The sequence below is a fragment of the Ohtaekwangia sp. genome, assembly GCF_036568665.1.
Classification (GTDB): domain Bacteria; phylum Bacteroidota; class Bacteroidia; order Cytophagales; family Cyclobacteriaceae; genus Ohtaekwangia.
In genome coordinates this window covers 17425-34958 of record NZ_DATCSD010000321.1, presented here as the reverse complement: position 1 = coordinate 34958, position 17534 = coordinate 17425, and the positions used below count along the sequence as shown (strand labels likewise).

Below are 17534 nucleotides of genomic sequence, written 5' to 3'. Positions count from 1 at the left end.
GCCTGAGAAATTCGTTACCTGCATCTTACCATTAAATATATCCGGATATGATTTGCTGGTTGTTCCAACCTGAGCGAACAGATGAGGAGCAACTTTATAATCCACCAGTTTAGAGGACAGCAAGCAGAAGGAAGCCGACTGTACCTGATTGATCTGAATCTGATACTCATCCGGAAGTTGTAAGAATGGATGATCTGCATACTCCAGCAGCACACTGCTTGTAGCCGGTATAGATGCTACCGGAATAGTTTCCATTATAATATTGGTGAATTTCTTGAACACCTGTATTTCAATTGGTGTACCTGGTTCACCGGTAAGGTTCGTTAACGATATAGAGACTTCATTGTTTGCACATTCCGAAACTATATCAAACGAGATCGAATATACACCATCTATCGGGAAGCTTCCCTGACGTGTTGCGCACAAGGCTGCCGAGCTTTTTGCAAACACGAAGTATGTACCACGAGCCAATGAATCGAATACGAATGGTACATCGTTCGCTGGATCAAATGTAGTATAGGTCTCATACTTGGTCGGCTCTACTGACATATCAGCACTGATACCCAATTGATAGGTTCCAGGGTTTGTGAATCGAACAATCAATTCACCACTCAAACCATTATTCGAGCAAACTGCATTTACAGGAGTAACCGTGAAATCTATGAAGCCCGGGAATGTAACATTTGCAGTTAAGTCTTGTTCACAACCAAGGTTATCGCGCACGGTAAGTGTATAAGAACCACCGGATATAGCCAAGAATTCATTGGTTGACTGGAAGATTCCGCCAATAGAGAACTCGTATGGCCCGCCACCGCCTCCACTGGCTACGATATTCTTGATCGCACCATCATTACCATTGCATGTAGATGACGTTATATCAAAGGTTGCTGTTATAGGCGAATTAGCATCTTTTATAACTACTGTTACGGCCGCATTACAAGGGTCCAAAGAATTTCTTCTCACACTTATAACACGCTCAAATGTAGGAGCCGCACCTGCCGGTATACCTGTAATCTGATTTCCTGCAGTGAACTTCTTCCAAGTATCCGTAACACCACCATCCAATGACCACTCAAGTACATTACCTGTCTCCCCTGGTACATCTAATGTCAGTGCACCAGTTGCTGTACCGGCACAAACCGGTTGAACAATATTAGATGCTATTGGTGTTCCTACTGTACCTGACTGATCGATCGTAAAGGTACCTGGCTTGATACAGCTTACTGTTGAGTCTCCGTATACTATTGAATAGGTATAGGTACCCATCGGCAAGTTAACAAAGGTTGTGTCGTTATAATTGGTACGTGTTATCGACAGGTTCGTGCTGGATATACCATCAATCTTTATAATCACGCCATATATATTAACAGCCGGCACTAATGGATTGATTGTGAATGTTACAGATCCATTCGACAATGTACACGTTGCAGGATGAGGATGTGGTACAATCTTCACTGTAGCACAATTACCCGTACCGCCTCCACCGCATGCTCCGGTATTCGATACATTTACCACGATCTGAGAACCTGGGCTCTCACCACAGCTATATACAGCTGTTACCTCGTACGTTACAGAGCCTGCTGTTGTACGATCCAATTCCGCTCCAGGCGTAAAGCTGCCTGTAACAGTGGTTGCTAACAATGTTTTAGTCGCACCATTTACCTGATACCATTTGAAGCTGGTAGCACCGGTCGCTGTTGCTGTTAACACTGGAGCCGCAGCATTTACACATATAGTAACCGGAGTTGTTACCACGGGTGATGCCGAGAAATTGATGACTACATCATCGAAACTTGGTGTACATGAGCCGTTCGTGATCAACCAACGAAGTGTATAGGCATTACCGGATACACCCACAAATTGAGAAGTAGGACTGCCCGGTGTAATAACAACGCCACCTGTTCCATTTACGATTACCCATACGCCTGTTCCAACGGTCGGGGTATTGGCGGCCAGCGTTGCAGTAAACACTCCGCATAACCCTTGGTCAGGACCAGCATTTGCTACCGTAGGTGTTCCATCCAGTTTTATAGTAACCTGATCATTTGTAGAACCGCAAGAATTAGCAATAGTCCACTGCAATACATACGTCTGACCTGCAGTACCCGTAAAGCCAGAAACAGGATCATTGATATCTGTAATCGTTCCGCCTGTACCACTCACTATAGTCCAGGTACCGGTTCCGGATGTTGGTGTATTAGCAGCCAATGTCGCTGTTGTAGCACACAAGGTTTGATCAGGTCCTGCTGACGCTGCTGTAGGTGCTACCTCAAATGCTATTTGCACATTATCACTACTTGGCGTACAGCTTGATCCATTGCTGATTGTCCATGTCAATATATAGGTTGTGCCTGCAGTACCACTGAAGTCTGTCGTAGGATTAGTATCATCCACGAACGATCCTCCCGTACCACTGGCTATAGTCCATTTTCCTGTGCCAACCACCGGCGTATTCGCTGCCAATGTAGCGGATGTTCCGCAGAGCGCCTGGTCAGTACCAGCATCTGCTGTTGTTGGTGTATTGAGATCAAATGTTATCGATACATCGTCAGTACTTACTGCACATGTCCCATTAGTGATTGTCCAGCGTAATACATACGTAGAGCCTCCTACTCCGGAGAACACTGCTGATGGAGAAGCAGTATCGCTAAAGCTTCCGCCCGTTCCACTTACAATAGACCATGCACCCGTTCCAACGGTTGGGGTATTGGCCGCCAGTGTGGCTGGTCCGCATATACCCGTCTGATCAGGACCCGCATCTGCAACAGTTGGAGTCTGATCAAATTGAATCGTTACCTGATCGTTAGTAGATCCGCAAGAATTAGTAATAGTCCATTGCAGAACATACGTCTGACCCGCTGTACCTGTAAAGTCTGTCGTTGGGTCAGCGGTATCAACAAAACTTCCACCTGTGCCACTTATTATAGTCCATACGCCTGTTCCAGATGTAGGAGCATTGGCCGCCAGTGTAGTCGTTGTAGCACACAGTGCCTGATCTGTTCCAGCAGCTGCTGCTGTTGGAGCAACTTCAAAGGCTACCGTTACATCATCTGTGCTCGGAGTACAAATTGCTCCGTTGCTGATCGTCCAGCGTAATACATAAGTAGTACCAGCAGTTCCGTTAAAGACTGTTGCCGGATCTAGGTCATCTACAAAGCTTCCGCCTGCACCGCTAACGATAGTCCATTGACCTGTGCCAACGGCCGGGGTATTGGCCGCAAGGGTTGTTGTTACAACTGCACATAGTGCTTGGTCAGGACCGGCATTCGCTGTAGTTGGTGTATTGATATCAAATGTAATGGATACATCATCCGTACTTGGTGTACAAGATCCGTTACTGATTGTCCAGCGCAGTACATAAGTAGTGCCTCCTGTTCCGGAGAATGTTGTTGTCGGATTGGCCGCATTAGCAAAGCTTCCACCCGTACCACTTACGATAGTCCATGCTCCGGTTCCAACGGTTGGGGTATTCGCAGCTAACGTTGCAGGGCCGCAAATTCCTGTTTGGTCAGGACCGGCATCTGCTACTGTTGGAGCCTGATCGAATATAATCTGAACATCATCTGATGAGCTGCCGCATGAACTGGTGATAGTCCAGCGTAATACATAGGTAGTACCTGCTGTTCCATTAAAGGCTGTTGCTGGACTCAGATCATCTACAAAACTTCCACCCGCACCACTAACTATAGTCCATTTACCTGCACCAACAACTGGCACATTACCCGCCATTGTTGCTGTTGTATTACAGACGGTCTGATCTGCTCCGGCATCGGCTACAGTTGGTGTGTTTACATCAAATGTGATGGACACATCATCCGAGCTTGAAGCACAAGATCCATTGCTGATTGTCCAGCGCAGTACATAGGTAGTACCGCCCGTTCCTGTAAAGGTTGATGTCGGGCTTGAAGCATCTCCAAAATTTCCACCTGCACCACTTACGATAGTCCATGCTCCTGTTCCAACGGTTGGGGTATTGGCCGCCAGTGTGGCTGGGCCGCATATACCTGTTTGATCAGGACCTGCGTTGGCAACAGTAGGTGTTTGTTCAAATTGGATTGTTACCTGATCATTATTAGATCCGCATGAATTTGAAACAGTCCATTGCAATACATAAGTCTGCCCTGCTGTTCCTGCAAAATTAGTTGTCGGGTTTGCTGCATCGGTAAAGCTTCCACCTGTTCCACTTACAATCGTCCAGGTTCCTGTTCCGGAAGTTGGAGCAGTTGCTGCCAAAGTAGTAGTTGTAGCACACAATGTCTGATCTGGTCCTGCATTAGCAGTAGATGCTGCTACTTGAAGAGCAATCGTAACATCGTCTGTACTTGGTGTACAGCTTCCGCCTGTACTTATAGACCATTGAAGTACATACGTTGTACCAGCGGTACCTGTAAAGCTTGATGTAGGGCTGTTAGCATTAGCAATGTTTCCCCCTGTACCACTTAATATAGTCCAGGTTCCTGTACCTACTACCGCAGTGTTAGCTGCCAATACTGTAGCCGTTGTACAAATCGCCTGATCAGGTCCGGCGTTGGCTGTTGTAGGTGTATTTATATCAAATGTAATAGAAACATCATCGGCTGTTGGAGTACATGTACCATTGCTGATTGTCCAGCGAAGCACGTATGTAGTGCCGCCTGTTCCAGAGAATGTAGTTGCCGGATCTGCTGCATCAGCAAAGCTTCCTCCTGTACCACTTACAATTGACCATGCTCCCGTTCCAACGGTTGGGGTATTGGCCGCCAAGGTTGCAGGACCACAAACCGTTTGGTCTGGTCCGGCATTCGCTGCAGAGGGAGGAGCACTAATGGTAATTGTAACATCGTCTGTACCGGCTGTACACGAGCCTGCCGGGTCATCAGTAGTTAAAGTCAGTGTAACAGTTCCTGCCGTAACTTCAGCAGCGCTTGGTGTATAGACTGCATTTAATGTTGTGTTATTCGGAGTAAATGTACCTGTACCACCACTCCACGTTCCACTGGTAGCGGAACCTCCAACAGCACCTGCCAGTGTTACTGTACTACCAGCACAGATCACCTGATCAAGTCCTGCGTCAGCAACTGCTGAAGACTTAATTGTTATAGTAAGATTATCGGACGCTGGTGTACATGAACCAACAGGATCATTCGTAGTCAAGGTCAGTGTTACTGTACCGGCTGTAATTTCAGCAGCACTCGGTGTATATACCGCATTTAATGTTGTGTTATTCGGAGTAAATGTTCCTGTACCTCCACTCCACGTTCCGCTCGAAGCTGAGCCACCCACACTTCCTGCCAGTGTAACCGTTTCACCTGCACATATAGTCTGATCGGCACCTGCATTTGCAGTTGCGGCAGGACTAATAGTAATCGTTACATTATCCGTAGCCGTTGCGCATGGACCAGACGTTGTAAGCGTAAGGGTTACTGTACCGGCTAATACTTCTGCCGCGCTTGGTGTATAGACTGCATTTAATGTCGTGTTGTTAGGAGTAAATGTTCCTGTACCGCCACTCCATGTGCCGCCTGTAGCAGAGCCTCCGACTGAACCTGCCAATGTTATTGCATCACCAGCACAGATGGTTGAATCGGGACCAGCATTTACCGTTGCTGCCGGGCTGATTGTAATGACAACATCATCTGTTGCTGAAGTACATGAACCAGAGGCAGTCAACGTAAGGGTTACTGTACCCGCTGTAACTTCCGCTGCACTTGGTGTATAGACGGCATTCAGTGTTGTATTATTAGGAGCAAACGTTCCTGTTCCGCCACTCCAGGTTCCACCTGTAGCCGAACCTCCTACTGAGCCTGCGAGTGTTACTGTATTTCCTGCACAGATCGCTTGATCCGGACCGGCATTCGCTGTAGCAGAAGGATTAATGGTGATTGTTACATTATCTGTTACAACTCCGCATGGGCCTGCAGGATCATTCGTTGTTAATGTAAGTGTTACTGTACCGGCTGTAACTTCGGCCACACTTGGTGTATAAACTGCATTCAGTGTTGTATTATTAGGAGCAAATGTGCCCGTGCCACCACTCCACGTTCCTGTGGTAGCAGCACCTCCTACACTACCCGCCAATGTTACTGTACTTCCAGCACAGATTGTTTGATCCGGGCCAGCATTCACAGTAGCAACCGGGTTAATCGTGATCGTCACATTATCAGTAAGTGTTGCGCATGGCCCAGACGTTGTAAGTGTGAGGGTTACAGTTCCTGCTAATACTTCAGCAGCGCTTGGTGTGTATACTGCATTTAATGTTGTGTTATTAGGAGTAAATGTTCCTGAACCGCCACTCCACGTTCCGCCTGTAGCTGATCCTCCGACTGTACCTGCCAATGTCACTGTACTTCCTCCGCAGATCGTTTGATCCGGGCCAGCGTTTACAGTTGCTGCAGGATTGATTGTAATGTTTATATTATCGGTTACGGCTGCGCATGGCCCAGTCGTTGTGAGTGTAAGGGTTACTGTACCTGCTGTAACTTCAGCAGCACTTGGTGTATAGACTGCATTTAGTGTAGTATTATTAGGAGCGAATGTGCCTGTGCCTCCACTCCAGGTTCCACCTGTAGCTGAACCTCCGATTGTACCGGCTAGTGTTACTGTATTACCGCCACAAATCGTTTGATCTGGTCCGGCATTTACGGTTGCTGCCGGATTGATCGTAATGGTTACGTTATCGGTTACGGCTGCGCATGGTCCAGTCGTTGTGAGTGTAAGGGTTACTGTACCTGCTGTAACTTCAGCGGCACTTGGTGTATAGACCGCATTTAGTGTAGTATTATTAGGAGCGAATGTGCCTGTGCCGCCACTCCAGGTTCCACCTGTAGCTGAACCTCCTACCGTTCCTGCTAGAGTCACTGTATTTCCTGCACAGATTGTTTGATCCGGACCTGCGTTTACAGTTGCGACAGGGCTGATTGTAATGACAACATTATCCGTTGCTGCTGCGCATGGCCCAGTCGTTGTAAGAGTAAGGGTTACTGTACCGGCTGTAACTTCAGCGGCACTTGGTGTATAAACTGCATTTAGCGTAGTATTATTAGGAGCAAATGTTCCTGTTCCGCCACTCCACGTTCCACTGGTAGCTGAGCCTCCTATGGTACCCGCCAATGTTACTGTGTTACCAGCACAAATCGTTTGATCAGGACCGGCATTTACAGTAGCCGCAGCGTTAATGGTAATTGTTACATTATCTGTAGCCGCCGTACATATACCTGCCGGATCGTTCGTTGTAAGTGTAAGCGTAACTGTACCGGCCGTTATCTCCGCTGCGCTTGGAGTATATACTGCATTTAATGTTGTATTATTAGGAGCAAATGTTCCTGTACCTCCACTCCAGGTAGCGCTCGTAGCCGAACCTCCTATAGTACCGGCCAATGTTACTGTGTTACCAGCACATATAGTTTGATCTGTACCTGCATTTACTGTGGCTGCCTGATTGATTGTAATGGTTACATTATCACTGGCTGCTGTACAAGCACCGGCAGGATCATTCGTAGTAAGTGTCAATGTTACTGTACCTGCTGTGATCTCGGCTGCACTCGGAGTATAGATTGCATTCAGTGTAGTATTATTAGGAGCAAATGTTCCTGTACCACCACTCCAGGTTGCACTCGTAGCTGAACCGCCTATAGTACCAGCAAGCGTAATAGTACTGGTGCTACAGATTGTTTGAGCAGGACCGGCATCAACTGTCGCTGCTGGACTAATCGTGATCGTAACGTTATCTGTCGCTGCAGGACAAATTCCTGCAGGATCATTCGTAGTCAATGTTAATGTTACTGTACCGGCCGTAACTTCGGCTGCGCTTGGCGTATAGACTGCTCCAAGTGTAGTATTATTAGGAGCGAACGTTCCGGTTCCTCCACTCCACGTAGCGCTCGTAGCAGAACCTCCTATGGTACCTGCTAATGTTACTGTGCTACCAGCACATATAGTCTGTGCCGGGCCGGCATCAACAATAGCCGCCTGATTGATCGTGATTGTAACATTATCGGTGGCCGCAGTACATGGACCTGCAGGATCGTTCGTAGTAAGCGTAAGCGTAACTGTACCCGCGGTTATCTCGGCTGCACTCGGTGTATACACCGCATTCAGTGTAGTATTATTAGGAGCAAATGTTCCTGTACCGCCACTCCAGGTAGCGCTCGTAGCTGAGCCACCTATAGTACCAGCAAGTGTAACGGTGCTACTGCTACAAATGGTTTGAGCAGGGCCTGCGTCAACTGTTGCTGCAGGACTAATTGTGATCGTTACATTATCCGTTGCTGCCGGACAAATTCCTGCAGGATCATTCGTAGTCAACGTTAATGTTACTGTACCGGCTGTAACTTCGGCTGCGCTTGGTGTATAAACTGCATTTAGCGTAGTATTATTAGGAGCGAACGTTCCGGTTCCTCCGCTCCAGGTAGCGCTCGTAGCTGAACCTCCTATGGTACCCGCTAAAGTTACTGTGCTACTGGCACATATAGTTTGTGCTGCACCGGCATCAACGATAGCCGCTTGATTGATTGTGATGGTAACATTGTCGGATGCGGCAGTACATGCGCCAGCCGGATCATTCGTAGTAAGTGTCAGTGTAACTGTACCGGCTGTTATCTCGGCTGCGCTCGGTGTATACACCGCATTCAGTGTAGTATTATTAGGAGCAAATGTTCCTGTACCGCCACTCCAGGTAGCGCTCGTTGCCGAACCACCTATAGTACCAGCAAGTGTAACGGCGCTGCTGCTACAAATAGTTTGAGCAGGGCCTGCATCTACCGTAGCTGCTGGATTGATCGTAAAGGTAACGTTATCCGTTGCTGCAGAACACAATCCGGCAGGATCGTTGGTTGTGAGCGTCAGGGTTACTGTACCGGCTGTAACTTCTGCAGCACTTGGAGTATAGACTGCGTTCAGTGTAGTATTGTTCGGAGCAAATGTTCCTGTACCGCCACTCCATGTAGCACTGGTAGCAGCTCCTCCTATAGTACCAGCTAAAGTTATTGTGCTACCGGCACATATAGTTTGAGCAGCACCGGCATCTACCGTGGCTACCGGATCTAATGTAATCGTAACATTATCGGATGCTGCAGGACAAGGACCTGCAGGGTCATTGGTTGTAAGTGTTAATGTTACTGTACCTGCTGTTATCTCGGCTGCACTCGGTGTATATGTTGCGTTTAATGTTGTATTGTTCGGTGAGAATGTACCTGTACCGCCACTCCATGTAGCACTGGTAGCTGAGCCACCAATAGTACCAGCCAATGTAGCTGTACTGCTTCCGCAAATTGTTTGGGCAGGACCAGCATCTACCGTTGCTGCCGGACTGATCGTAATCACTACATTATCAGACGAAGGCAAGCATGGTCCCGCAGGATCATCAGTTGTTAAGGTTAGCGTAACTGTTCCAGCAGCTATATCATTTACCCCCGGGGTATATATAGCATTTGGATTTGTTATATTATTGAATGTACCATCACCCGAAGTACTCCATGATACACCGGTTGCCGATCCGCCAAATGTACCGGCAAGAGTAGCAGTGCTTCCTGCACATATAGTCTGTGCCGGGCCTGCATCCACAGTAGCCGTAGGGTTGATTGTAATGGTTACTACATCACTTACTGCCGGGCAAGGTCCCAGCGGATCGTTGGTAGTCAATGTTAATGTAACACTTCCCGCTGTCGCTTCAGCAGCAGTCGGAGTATATACAGCATTTAAAGTAGCATTGTTGGGTGAGAATGTTCCACCACCACCACTCCACGTAGCACTGGTTGCTGTGCCTCCAATAGTACCAGCCAAGGTCACTGATCCTCCGGTACAGATCGTTTGAGGTGCTCCGGCATCAACTGAAGCGGGTGTACTTCGCGTAATCGTTACGTCCGAAGTTGTTCCGGCACAGGTAAGTCCGGAATCCGTTATCGTCCAGCGAAATACGTTGGCTCCAAACGACAAATTTCCGACTGTTGTAGTCGGAGAATTAGCATTTGTAAACGTACCTGTTCCTGATATAACGGTCCATGTACCGATCTCTCCGGAGCCGGCAGCATTACCGGCAAGTGTCGTATTATCGGCACAGACATTTTGATCGGCACCGGCATTTGCCTGGGTTACTACTGGAATTGTTACTGATTGTGTTGTCTTACAGCCATTGGCATCTGTAACCGTTAATGTATAAGTGCCTGCATCTATATTTGTACGGTCTTCAGAGGTAGCTCCATCTGACCATAAGAAAGTATAAGGAGCAGTTCCTCCGGAAGTAGTTATATCAACGTCTCCTTCACCTAATCCAACAGACGGATTACAGTCCGGGCTGATTGAGTTAACGGTAATCTGAAGCGGATTTGATGGCTCTCCAATGGTAAAATCAGTTTGTTTTCGTTCGCACACGAAGTTCCCCGTACCACTCGCTCTGACAACTATTCGATAAAATGATGATCCGCTATTTGCCGGCATACCGAAATTAGCTTCAGCAACAGGATCCAGCGTGCCATTTCCCTTTTTAAAAGTGATTGTCGTTGATGTTGTTCCGTTAACAGCACCAAGTGCCGTTGGGCCTCCTGCATCTATGTATTGGAGCTCATAACTGAACAGAGCCACTCCTGTTAATACAGAAATTGTAACCTCACCATCATCTCCTCCATTACATTTTACATCTACTACTGAGACAGGAGACAAGGTTAAGCATTGGCTTAAAGCTGAATTGGAAAAAATAAGCGGGAGTGCTAAGAGCAAAAAATACTTGTAAAGAGTTTTCTTCATGCTATTTCCCTCCTTTTGAATCTATATCAATGAACTCGGAAGTCTTATTCCTGCATATAAAGCTTTGCTCATCGAGGAAAGTTACTTGTGCTCTATAACTCCTGTTTGCCTTTATATTTTCAAAAACGAAACTTAGATTATTAGCGCCCGTAAATTCCTTCACTACAATCTCACGAGTGCCTTCGTATTCAATAAGCTTCCCTGAAAATTGACCTGAACCTGATACAGTTACTTTAATTCCATTGCGAGCAGAAGATGCTTTAACTGAAGATTTACAGGATGATTGTGCCTGACCAGCAACGGATATACCCATTGAAAGCAGGACAATGAAGAATACTGAAATTCTCATTTTTGTTAGAGTGAGTTGGATAAATCTATATTCTAAATATTACTCAAAAAATTATTGTAACCCTCCTTATCGATATAAAGATGCTGGTTACATATACCCAGTTCAAAAAATAGCTACAGTTTAAAAAATCAATTACTTACTCCCTATGTACTATTTTTTCAAAAAAATCAAAATTTCCGTTGCAGAATCTCACTCATAACGACTGCCTTCTTTAATCCATCCGGATCTTTAAAGTCGGCAAGGTACTGCTGCACAAGGTCACGGCTTTGCTGCTGTTCAAACATCTTAAACTTCTCATACTTCACAACCGTGTCTTCAATTTTCATCGTCTCCTCTAACGAAGGTCGATTGAATGCCTGTCGCTTAGCTTCATCGTAAACTTCGTAGATATTGTCTTGCTTACGATAGCTATACTCTACGTCTTCCAGGTCTTTCTCCTCTTCCTCCAATACATCATCATAATCAACGTATTCCTGTATGGGCTTTTCCTGACTCGAAGTTTTGCTTTCGGTAATTTCCTTTAGCAACTCCTCAAAGGTCAAGGGCTTAGCTTCTCTTGCAGGCGCTGGCTTTGCTGTTGGTAGCTCAAACTGGCGAGCCGGCTTCTCCGGATTGCCCGAGGGTATATCTTGCTGCTGTTCGGGTTTCTTACGCAATCTTCCCAGCAGGTAAATTGCCCCGATGATTACATACAGCCAAAACTGAAAATCCCTCATTAAAACCAAATTTATGTAAAAATATTGAAAAAAATACAGATCAAATGTCTGCATACAAATCCACTCACCCAAAAACGCGATGTATGGATTCCGGATTAACGGTTAAAACTACAGATTGATGGCAGATATTCTCTATATCACAACAGCAAAAGAGAACAAATGAATGCGTTGGCAACGACCGAAGTCCTATAGGTTTGTGAACATCACCTCTTCCTGAAAATCAATACAGGAACTTTAAAATATTAGGCTTCAATATTTACCCGAAAAATCTACCTTTGCACCCGGTTTACTCAGGCTGCTTCACTAATCTATGTCATCTACTGCTAAATACATCTTTGTAACCGGGGGCGTTACGTCATCGCTGGGAAAGGGAATCATTGCTGCTTCGCTTGCGCAACTGCTTCAGGCTCGGGGTTTTAAGGTCACAATCCAGAAATTTGATCCCTACATTAATATAGACCCGGGAACGCTGAATCCCTACGAACACGGTGAGTGTTATGTAACGGACGATGGCGCAGAGACCGATCTTGACCTGGGGCACTACGAGCGTTTTCTTAACGTACGTACATCGCAGGCAAATAATATTACCACCGGTAGAATTTATAACAACGTTATTACCAAGGAGCGCAAAGGCGAATACCTGGGAAAAACGGTTCAGGTTATTCCTCATATTACAGATGAGATCAAACGTAATATTTTTCTGCTGGGAGAAAGCGGTGAATACGATTTTATCATTACGGAGATTGGAGGATGCGTTGGTGATATCGAGTCGCTGCCATTTATCGAAGCAGTTCGCCAGGTAAAATACGATCTTCCTCCAAACAACTCTATTGTTATACACCTGACGCTCATCCCTTATTTGAATGCTGCGAAAGAGTTAAAAACAAAACCGACACAGCACTCTGTAAAAGAATTGCTGGAAGCGGGTATCCAGCCAGATATACTCGTGTGTCGTACAGAGATGTCGTTGCCGATGGAAATCCGGAAAAAACTGGCACTATTCTGTAACGTACACATCAATTCGGTGATCGAAGCCATGGATGCTGAATCGATCTACGATGTACCGTTGCTGATGCGCAAAGAGAAACTGGATGAACGCGTGCTCGCGAAGTTAAAAGTACAATCGAAAGAAGAACCAAACCTCGAACAATGGAAATCATTCCTTGGTAAATTAAAGAACCCAGTGAATGAAGTACAGGTAGGGCTGGTAGGAAAGTATGTTTCTTTACCAGATGCCTATAAATCCATAGCAGAAGCTTTTGTTCATGCCGGTACTCGGAATGACTGTAAAGTAAAAGTGAAGTGGATTTCATCCGAAGATATTACGAAAGACTCTGTTGAGTCTGTTCTGCGCGGACTGGATGGTATACTGGTAGCTCCCGGATTTGGTGAGCGCGGACTGGAAGGAAAGATCGAAGCCATTAAATATGTGCGCGAGAATAAAATTCCATTCTTCGGTATATGTCTGGGTATGCAGTGTTCTGTTGTGGAGTTCTCTCGCAACGTGTTAGGACTGGAAGCCAGTTCAACGGAGTTGAATCCTAAAACAAAGAACCCGGTGATCGACATGATGGAGGAACAGAAGAAGATCACAATAAAAGGCGGCACAATGCGTCTTGGAGCGTATACCTGCAAACTGAAAAAGGGAAGCAAAGCGTATGCTGCGTATGGCGAGTCCGTTATAGAAGAGCGTCACCGCCATCGTTACGAGTTCAACAATAAATACCTGGAGCAGATTGAAGAAGCCGGTCTGAAGGCTGTCGGAGTAAATCCGGATTCTAATCTGGTTGAAATTGTAGAACTGAAAGATCATCCGTGGTTTGTTGGTGTACAATATCACCCAGAACTGAAAAGCACTGTGCTTAATCCGCATCCTTTATTTGTCAAGTTTATAGAGGCTTCGCTGGAGCATAAGAAATCCGTAAATAAATAATTAGATCTAGATATAGAATACAATGGATAGGAACTCGGCTATTGGCCTTACTCTAATTGCAGTTTTACTGATCGGATATTTTTATTGGTTCTCACCACAGCCCGCTGCTCCGAACACTACCACTGTGCATAAAGTCTCTCCTGAAAAGAAAGATTCTCTTCAGGCTGCTATACCTCCTGCACCCAGCGACAGCGCCCTGCAAGCTGCCTATGGCGATGTATCTGCTGTGATGACTGGTGCTGAGGCGGCCACTGTTATTGAAACTGCCGACCTGAAAATAACTTTCAGTAACAGAGGCGGTGCTATAAAAGAACTGGAGCTGAAGAAGTATCAATCGTATCATCAGAAATATGAACTGAAAGGAAACAGTCCGCTAAAGCTCGTATCTCCAGAGTTCAGTGAGCAAAAACTTTTAGCACAATATCAGGGAAGAGAAATTGATCTATATACTTTGTTCTATCAGGCAGAACAGAAGAAGGTTGGCGATACAACTGAAGTAACTTTTACAGCCGCGTTGAGCGATGGCTCTTCCATTACTCATACCTACAAAATTCCACAACTCGGATACGAGATCGGTTATGCCGTAACTACAAAAGGATTCGATAAACAACTCACAGGCGATAACCTTAGCTTTCAATGGAACTACCAGGTTCAGCCTTTGGAAAAAGATCTGACTGATACTCGTAACAATACTACCATCACATATTATTCAGATGCTGATGGTTTCAGTGAGCTGGCAGCAAAATCAACCAGTACGCAGGCTGAAGCATTTGCTGCGCCATTGAAGTGGATCGCTATCAAACAGAAATTCTTCCTGGCATCTATCGTATCGAAGAACAATTTTGCCGGTGGCGAAATACAAACCACTACAAATACTATCGACTCATCTGTTGTAAAGAATGCCAATGTAAAATTGCTCATTCCTAAAAAGTCACTGGCCGATGGAAAAGCTGACTTCAAATTTTACTTTGGTCCGAACGACTACCAGGTTATTGGCGGTGTAGCAGAACGCTTTAAAGAAAACGTAAACCTCGGATGGCGCCCGGTATACTGGATCAACAAGTTTGTGATCTTCCCGGTGTTCCACTTCCTTACACAACACATCACCAACTATGGTATCATCATCATCATCCTGGTGATCTTGCTGAAGCTTGTATTATTCCCTCTCTCCTATCGCTCATACCTGAGCATGGCGAAGATGAAAGTATTAAAGCCCGAGTTGGATGAGATCAAGGCTCGTGTTGGTGAAGACATGACGAAAGTGCAACAGGAGCAAATGAAGCTATACCAGCAGGTAGGTGTAAATCCTATCAGTGGTTGCGTTCCGGTTTTACTGCAGATGCCTATACTCTTTGCTATGTTCTATCTGTTCCCGGCAAGTATAGAGCTCCGTCAGCAACCATTCCTGTGGGCAGAAGATCTTTCAACGTACGACTCGCTGGTACAATTACCGTTTACTATTCCATTTGGTATAGGTAGTCACATCAGTTTGTTTACATTGATCATGACTATATCTACCTTGATATATACCTGGCAGAACAACCAGCTTTCATCCGTACAAGGTCCGATGAAGTCAATGTCGTATATCATGCCCGTTGTTTTCTTCTTCTTCCTGAACTCATTCTCATCAGGTCTTACATTCTATTACTTCATCTCTAACCTGGTAACTTTTGCACAGCAGGCGGTGATCAAACGCTTTGTAGATGAAGGCAAGATTCGCGCGATCATGGAAGACAACAAGAAAAAGAATGCAGCCGGTGGCGGTAAGAAATCCAAGTTCATGACGAAACTGGAAGAAGCGATGAAGGCAAGTGAAGAAGCGCGAAAAAGAGCTGATGAAGACAAGAAGAAACGTAAAAGCTAGTAATTATAGCGTTAAGTAATTTAGAAGCAATCATTTAACGTTTCACTATTCACGAATAACTATTAACAGCGAGTTGAAAACTGTTAACGGATTGTGCAACGATTGTGGATAAACCGTTCCACGATGTTCCACGCTCAGATAAGTTTTCCTATATATTTGTGCCCGCCTGGTTAAACACCGGGCGGGTTTTTATTTTTTAAACGTCATTCTTAGATGGGAAAAATCATTGCGATTGCTAATCAAAAAGGTGGTGTCGGTAAAACAACTTCAGCGATCAATCTTGCAGCTAGTTTAGCAGTATTAGAAAAAAGAACGCTATTGGTGGATGCCGATCCGCAGGCAAACTCTACATCAGGTTTAGGACTTAATCCAAAAGACATCACTCAAGGTATATATGAGTGTATGGTAGACGGTGTTAATCCCAAAGATGCTATAGTTAAAAACGATCTTAAATTCCTGGATGTACTTCCCTCTCACATCGACCTTGTTGGTGCTGAAGTGGAGATGGTAAGTATTGAACGCCGTGAAGAAAAAATGAGAGATGCGTTAGGCATCGTGCGTGATGAATATGATTTCATCATTATCGACTGCTCGCCTTCACTTGGTCTTATCACCATCAATGCATTGACGGCTGCCGATTCGGTAATTATACCCGTACAGTGCGAGTACTTCGCGTTGGAAGGTCTTGGTAAATTATTGAACACGATCAAGATCATTCAAACACGTTTGAACCCCAAGCTTGAAATAGAAGGCATTCTGCTGACGTTATATGATTCACGTACCAGTCTTGGCAACCAGGTGGTAGAAGAAGTGCGTACGCACTTCCTGAAGATGACATTCAACACGATCATTCCTCGTAATGTGAAGTTGAGTGAATCTCCTTCATTCGGTTTGCCGGCTATTGTACATGATGCCGAAAGTAAAGGAGCAATAAGCTATCTGAACCTGGCGCACGAAGTGTTGGATAAAAACGGATTGTCGAAATGAGTACAAAAAAGAAAGCCCTTGGACGCGGATTGAGCGCTTTGTTGAGCGACAGTCCTGCGGATGAAAAACTTGAAGTTGATATTCCTGTAGGCTTATCAACAACTGCTGCTGATGTTGCTATAGCACCACCGGTTATACCTACCAGTGGTATAACAGAAATACCCGTTGAAGAAATTGAAGTTAATCCGTTTCAGCCTCGAACACATTTCGATCAGGAAGCATTGCTCGAACTGGCTGAATCTATTACCGTGCATGGCATTATACAGCCCATCACGATAAGACGACTGGCGGATCATCAGTATCAGCTTATATCGGGGGAAAGACGTTTTCAGGCTTCCAAGCTTGCAGGATTAAAAGCTATACCGGCCTATATCCGCTCTGCCGATGATCAGCAGATGCTGGAGATGGCATTGATCGAAAACATTCAGCGTGAAAACCTGAATGCGATAGAAATTGCCCTGAGCTATCAGCGTCTTATATCCGAATGTAGCCTGAAGCAGGAAGAATTAGGAGAGCGTGTTGGTAAAAACAGAACGACCGTTACCAACTATCTGCGCCTGCTGAAACTTCCGCCTGATATACAGATCGCTGTGCGCGATAATAAACTCTCGATGGGTCAGGCACGTGCCATCATCAGTGTAGAGAATCCGGAAGAGCAACTCTATATTTTCAAGAAGACTGTTGATGAAGATCTCTCTGTTCGTAAAGTAGAAGAACTCGTACGCGAAGTATCAGAGAAGTCTGCCACTAAGCAAAAAGAAGATACGGCAGCTACAGCAAGCAATCCGGCATCCAGAGAAATTTCTCAGCTTCAATCCAAGCTGTCATCACACTTTGGCACTCGTGTTGTTGTGAAGAGCGATGGCAAAAAAGGTGAAATCAAGATACCATTCCTTTCTGTAGAAGATCTTAACCGGTTACTCGACATCCTCAGAGTGAGAACCGAATAAGTCAGTCTGCAACAGA

The 17534-nt window shown here is 45.6% G+C and carries 7 protein-coding genes; 4 read left to right on the top strand and 3 right to left on the bottom strand.

Features of this window, described 5'->3' with window-relative positions; genetic code table 11:
• The 3 genes from VIN08_RS17970 to VIN08_RS17960 all read right to left on the bottom strand — a co-directional run.
• A partial coding sequence (locus tag VIN08_RS17970; protein ID WP_331967830.1) for a hypothetical protein occupies window positions 1–10635 on the bottom strand: 10635 nt, incomplete at its 3' end.
• A gap of 85 nt (window positions 10636–10720) precedes the next feature.
• Window positions 10721–11068 carry a hypothetical protein gene (locus tag VIN08_RS17965; RefSeq protein WP_331967829.1) on the bottom strand — a complete coding sequence of 116 codons (348 nt, stop codon included), beginning with the start codon at window positions 11066–11068 and terminating at the stop codon, window positions 10721–10723.
• Window positions 11069–11235: 167 nt separating this feature from the next.
• Window positions 11236–11784 carry a hypothetical protein gene (locus VIN08_RS17960; protein WP_331967827.1) on the bottom strand — a complete coding sequence of 183 codons (549 nt, stop codon included), beginning with the start codon at window positions 11782–11784 and terminating at the stop codon, window positions 11236–11238.
• 310 nt (window positions 11785–12094) lie between these two features.
• Between VIN08_RS17960 and VIN08_RS17955 the strand changes: the two genes are divergently transcribed.
• The 4 genes from VIN08_RS17955 (at window position 12095) to VIN08_RS17940 (ending at window position 17518) form a co-directional block, all read left to right on the top strand.
• The gene (locus VIN08_RS17955; protein WP_331967825.1) at window positions 12095–13717 is read left to right on the top strand and encodes a CTP synthase; all 1623 of its coding nucleotides are present in this window, start codon (window positions 12095–12097) and stop codon (window positions 13715–13717) included.
• 22 nt (window positions 13718–13739) lie between these two features.
• Entirely contained in the window at window positions 13740–15581 is a 1842-nt protein-coding gene (gene yidC / locus VIN08_RS17950) for a membrane protein insertase YidC (RefSeq protein ID WP_331967823.1), read from the top strand.
• A 213-nt stretch (window positions 15582–15794) separates the two neighbouring features.
• Window positions 15795–16568, top strand: a complete 774-nt coding sequence (locus tag VIN08_RS17945; RefSeq protein ID WP_331967821.1) for an AAA family ATPase — start codon at window positions 15795–15797, stop codon at window positions 16566–16568.
• A complete protein-coding gene (locus VIN08_RS17940) occupies window positions 16565–17518 on the top strand; it encodes a ParB/RepB/Spo0J family partition protein (RefSeq protein WP_331967820.1) in 954 nt (317 codons plus the stop codon). Before VIN08_RS17945 ends, VIN08_RS17940 begins: the two co-directional genes overlap by 4 nt.
• Window positions 17519–17534 lie beyond the last annotated feature (16 nt).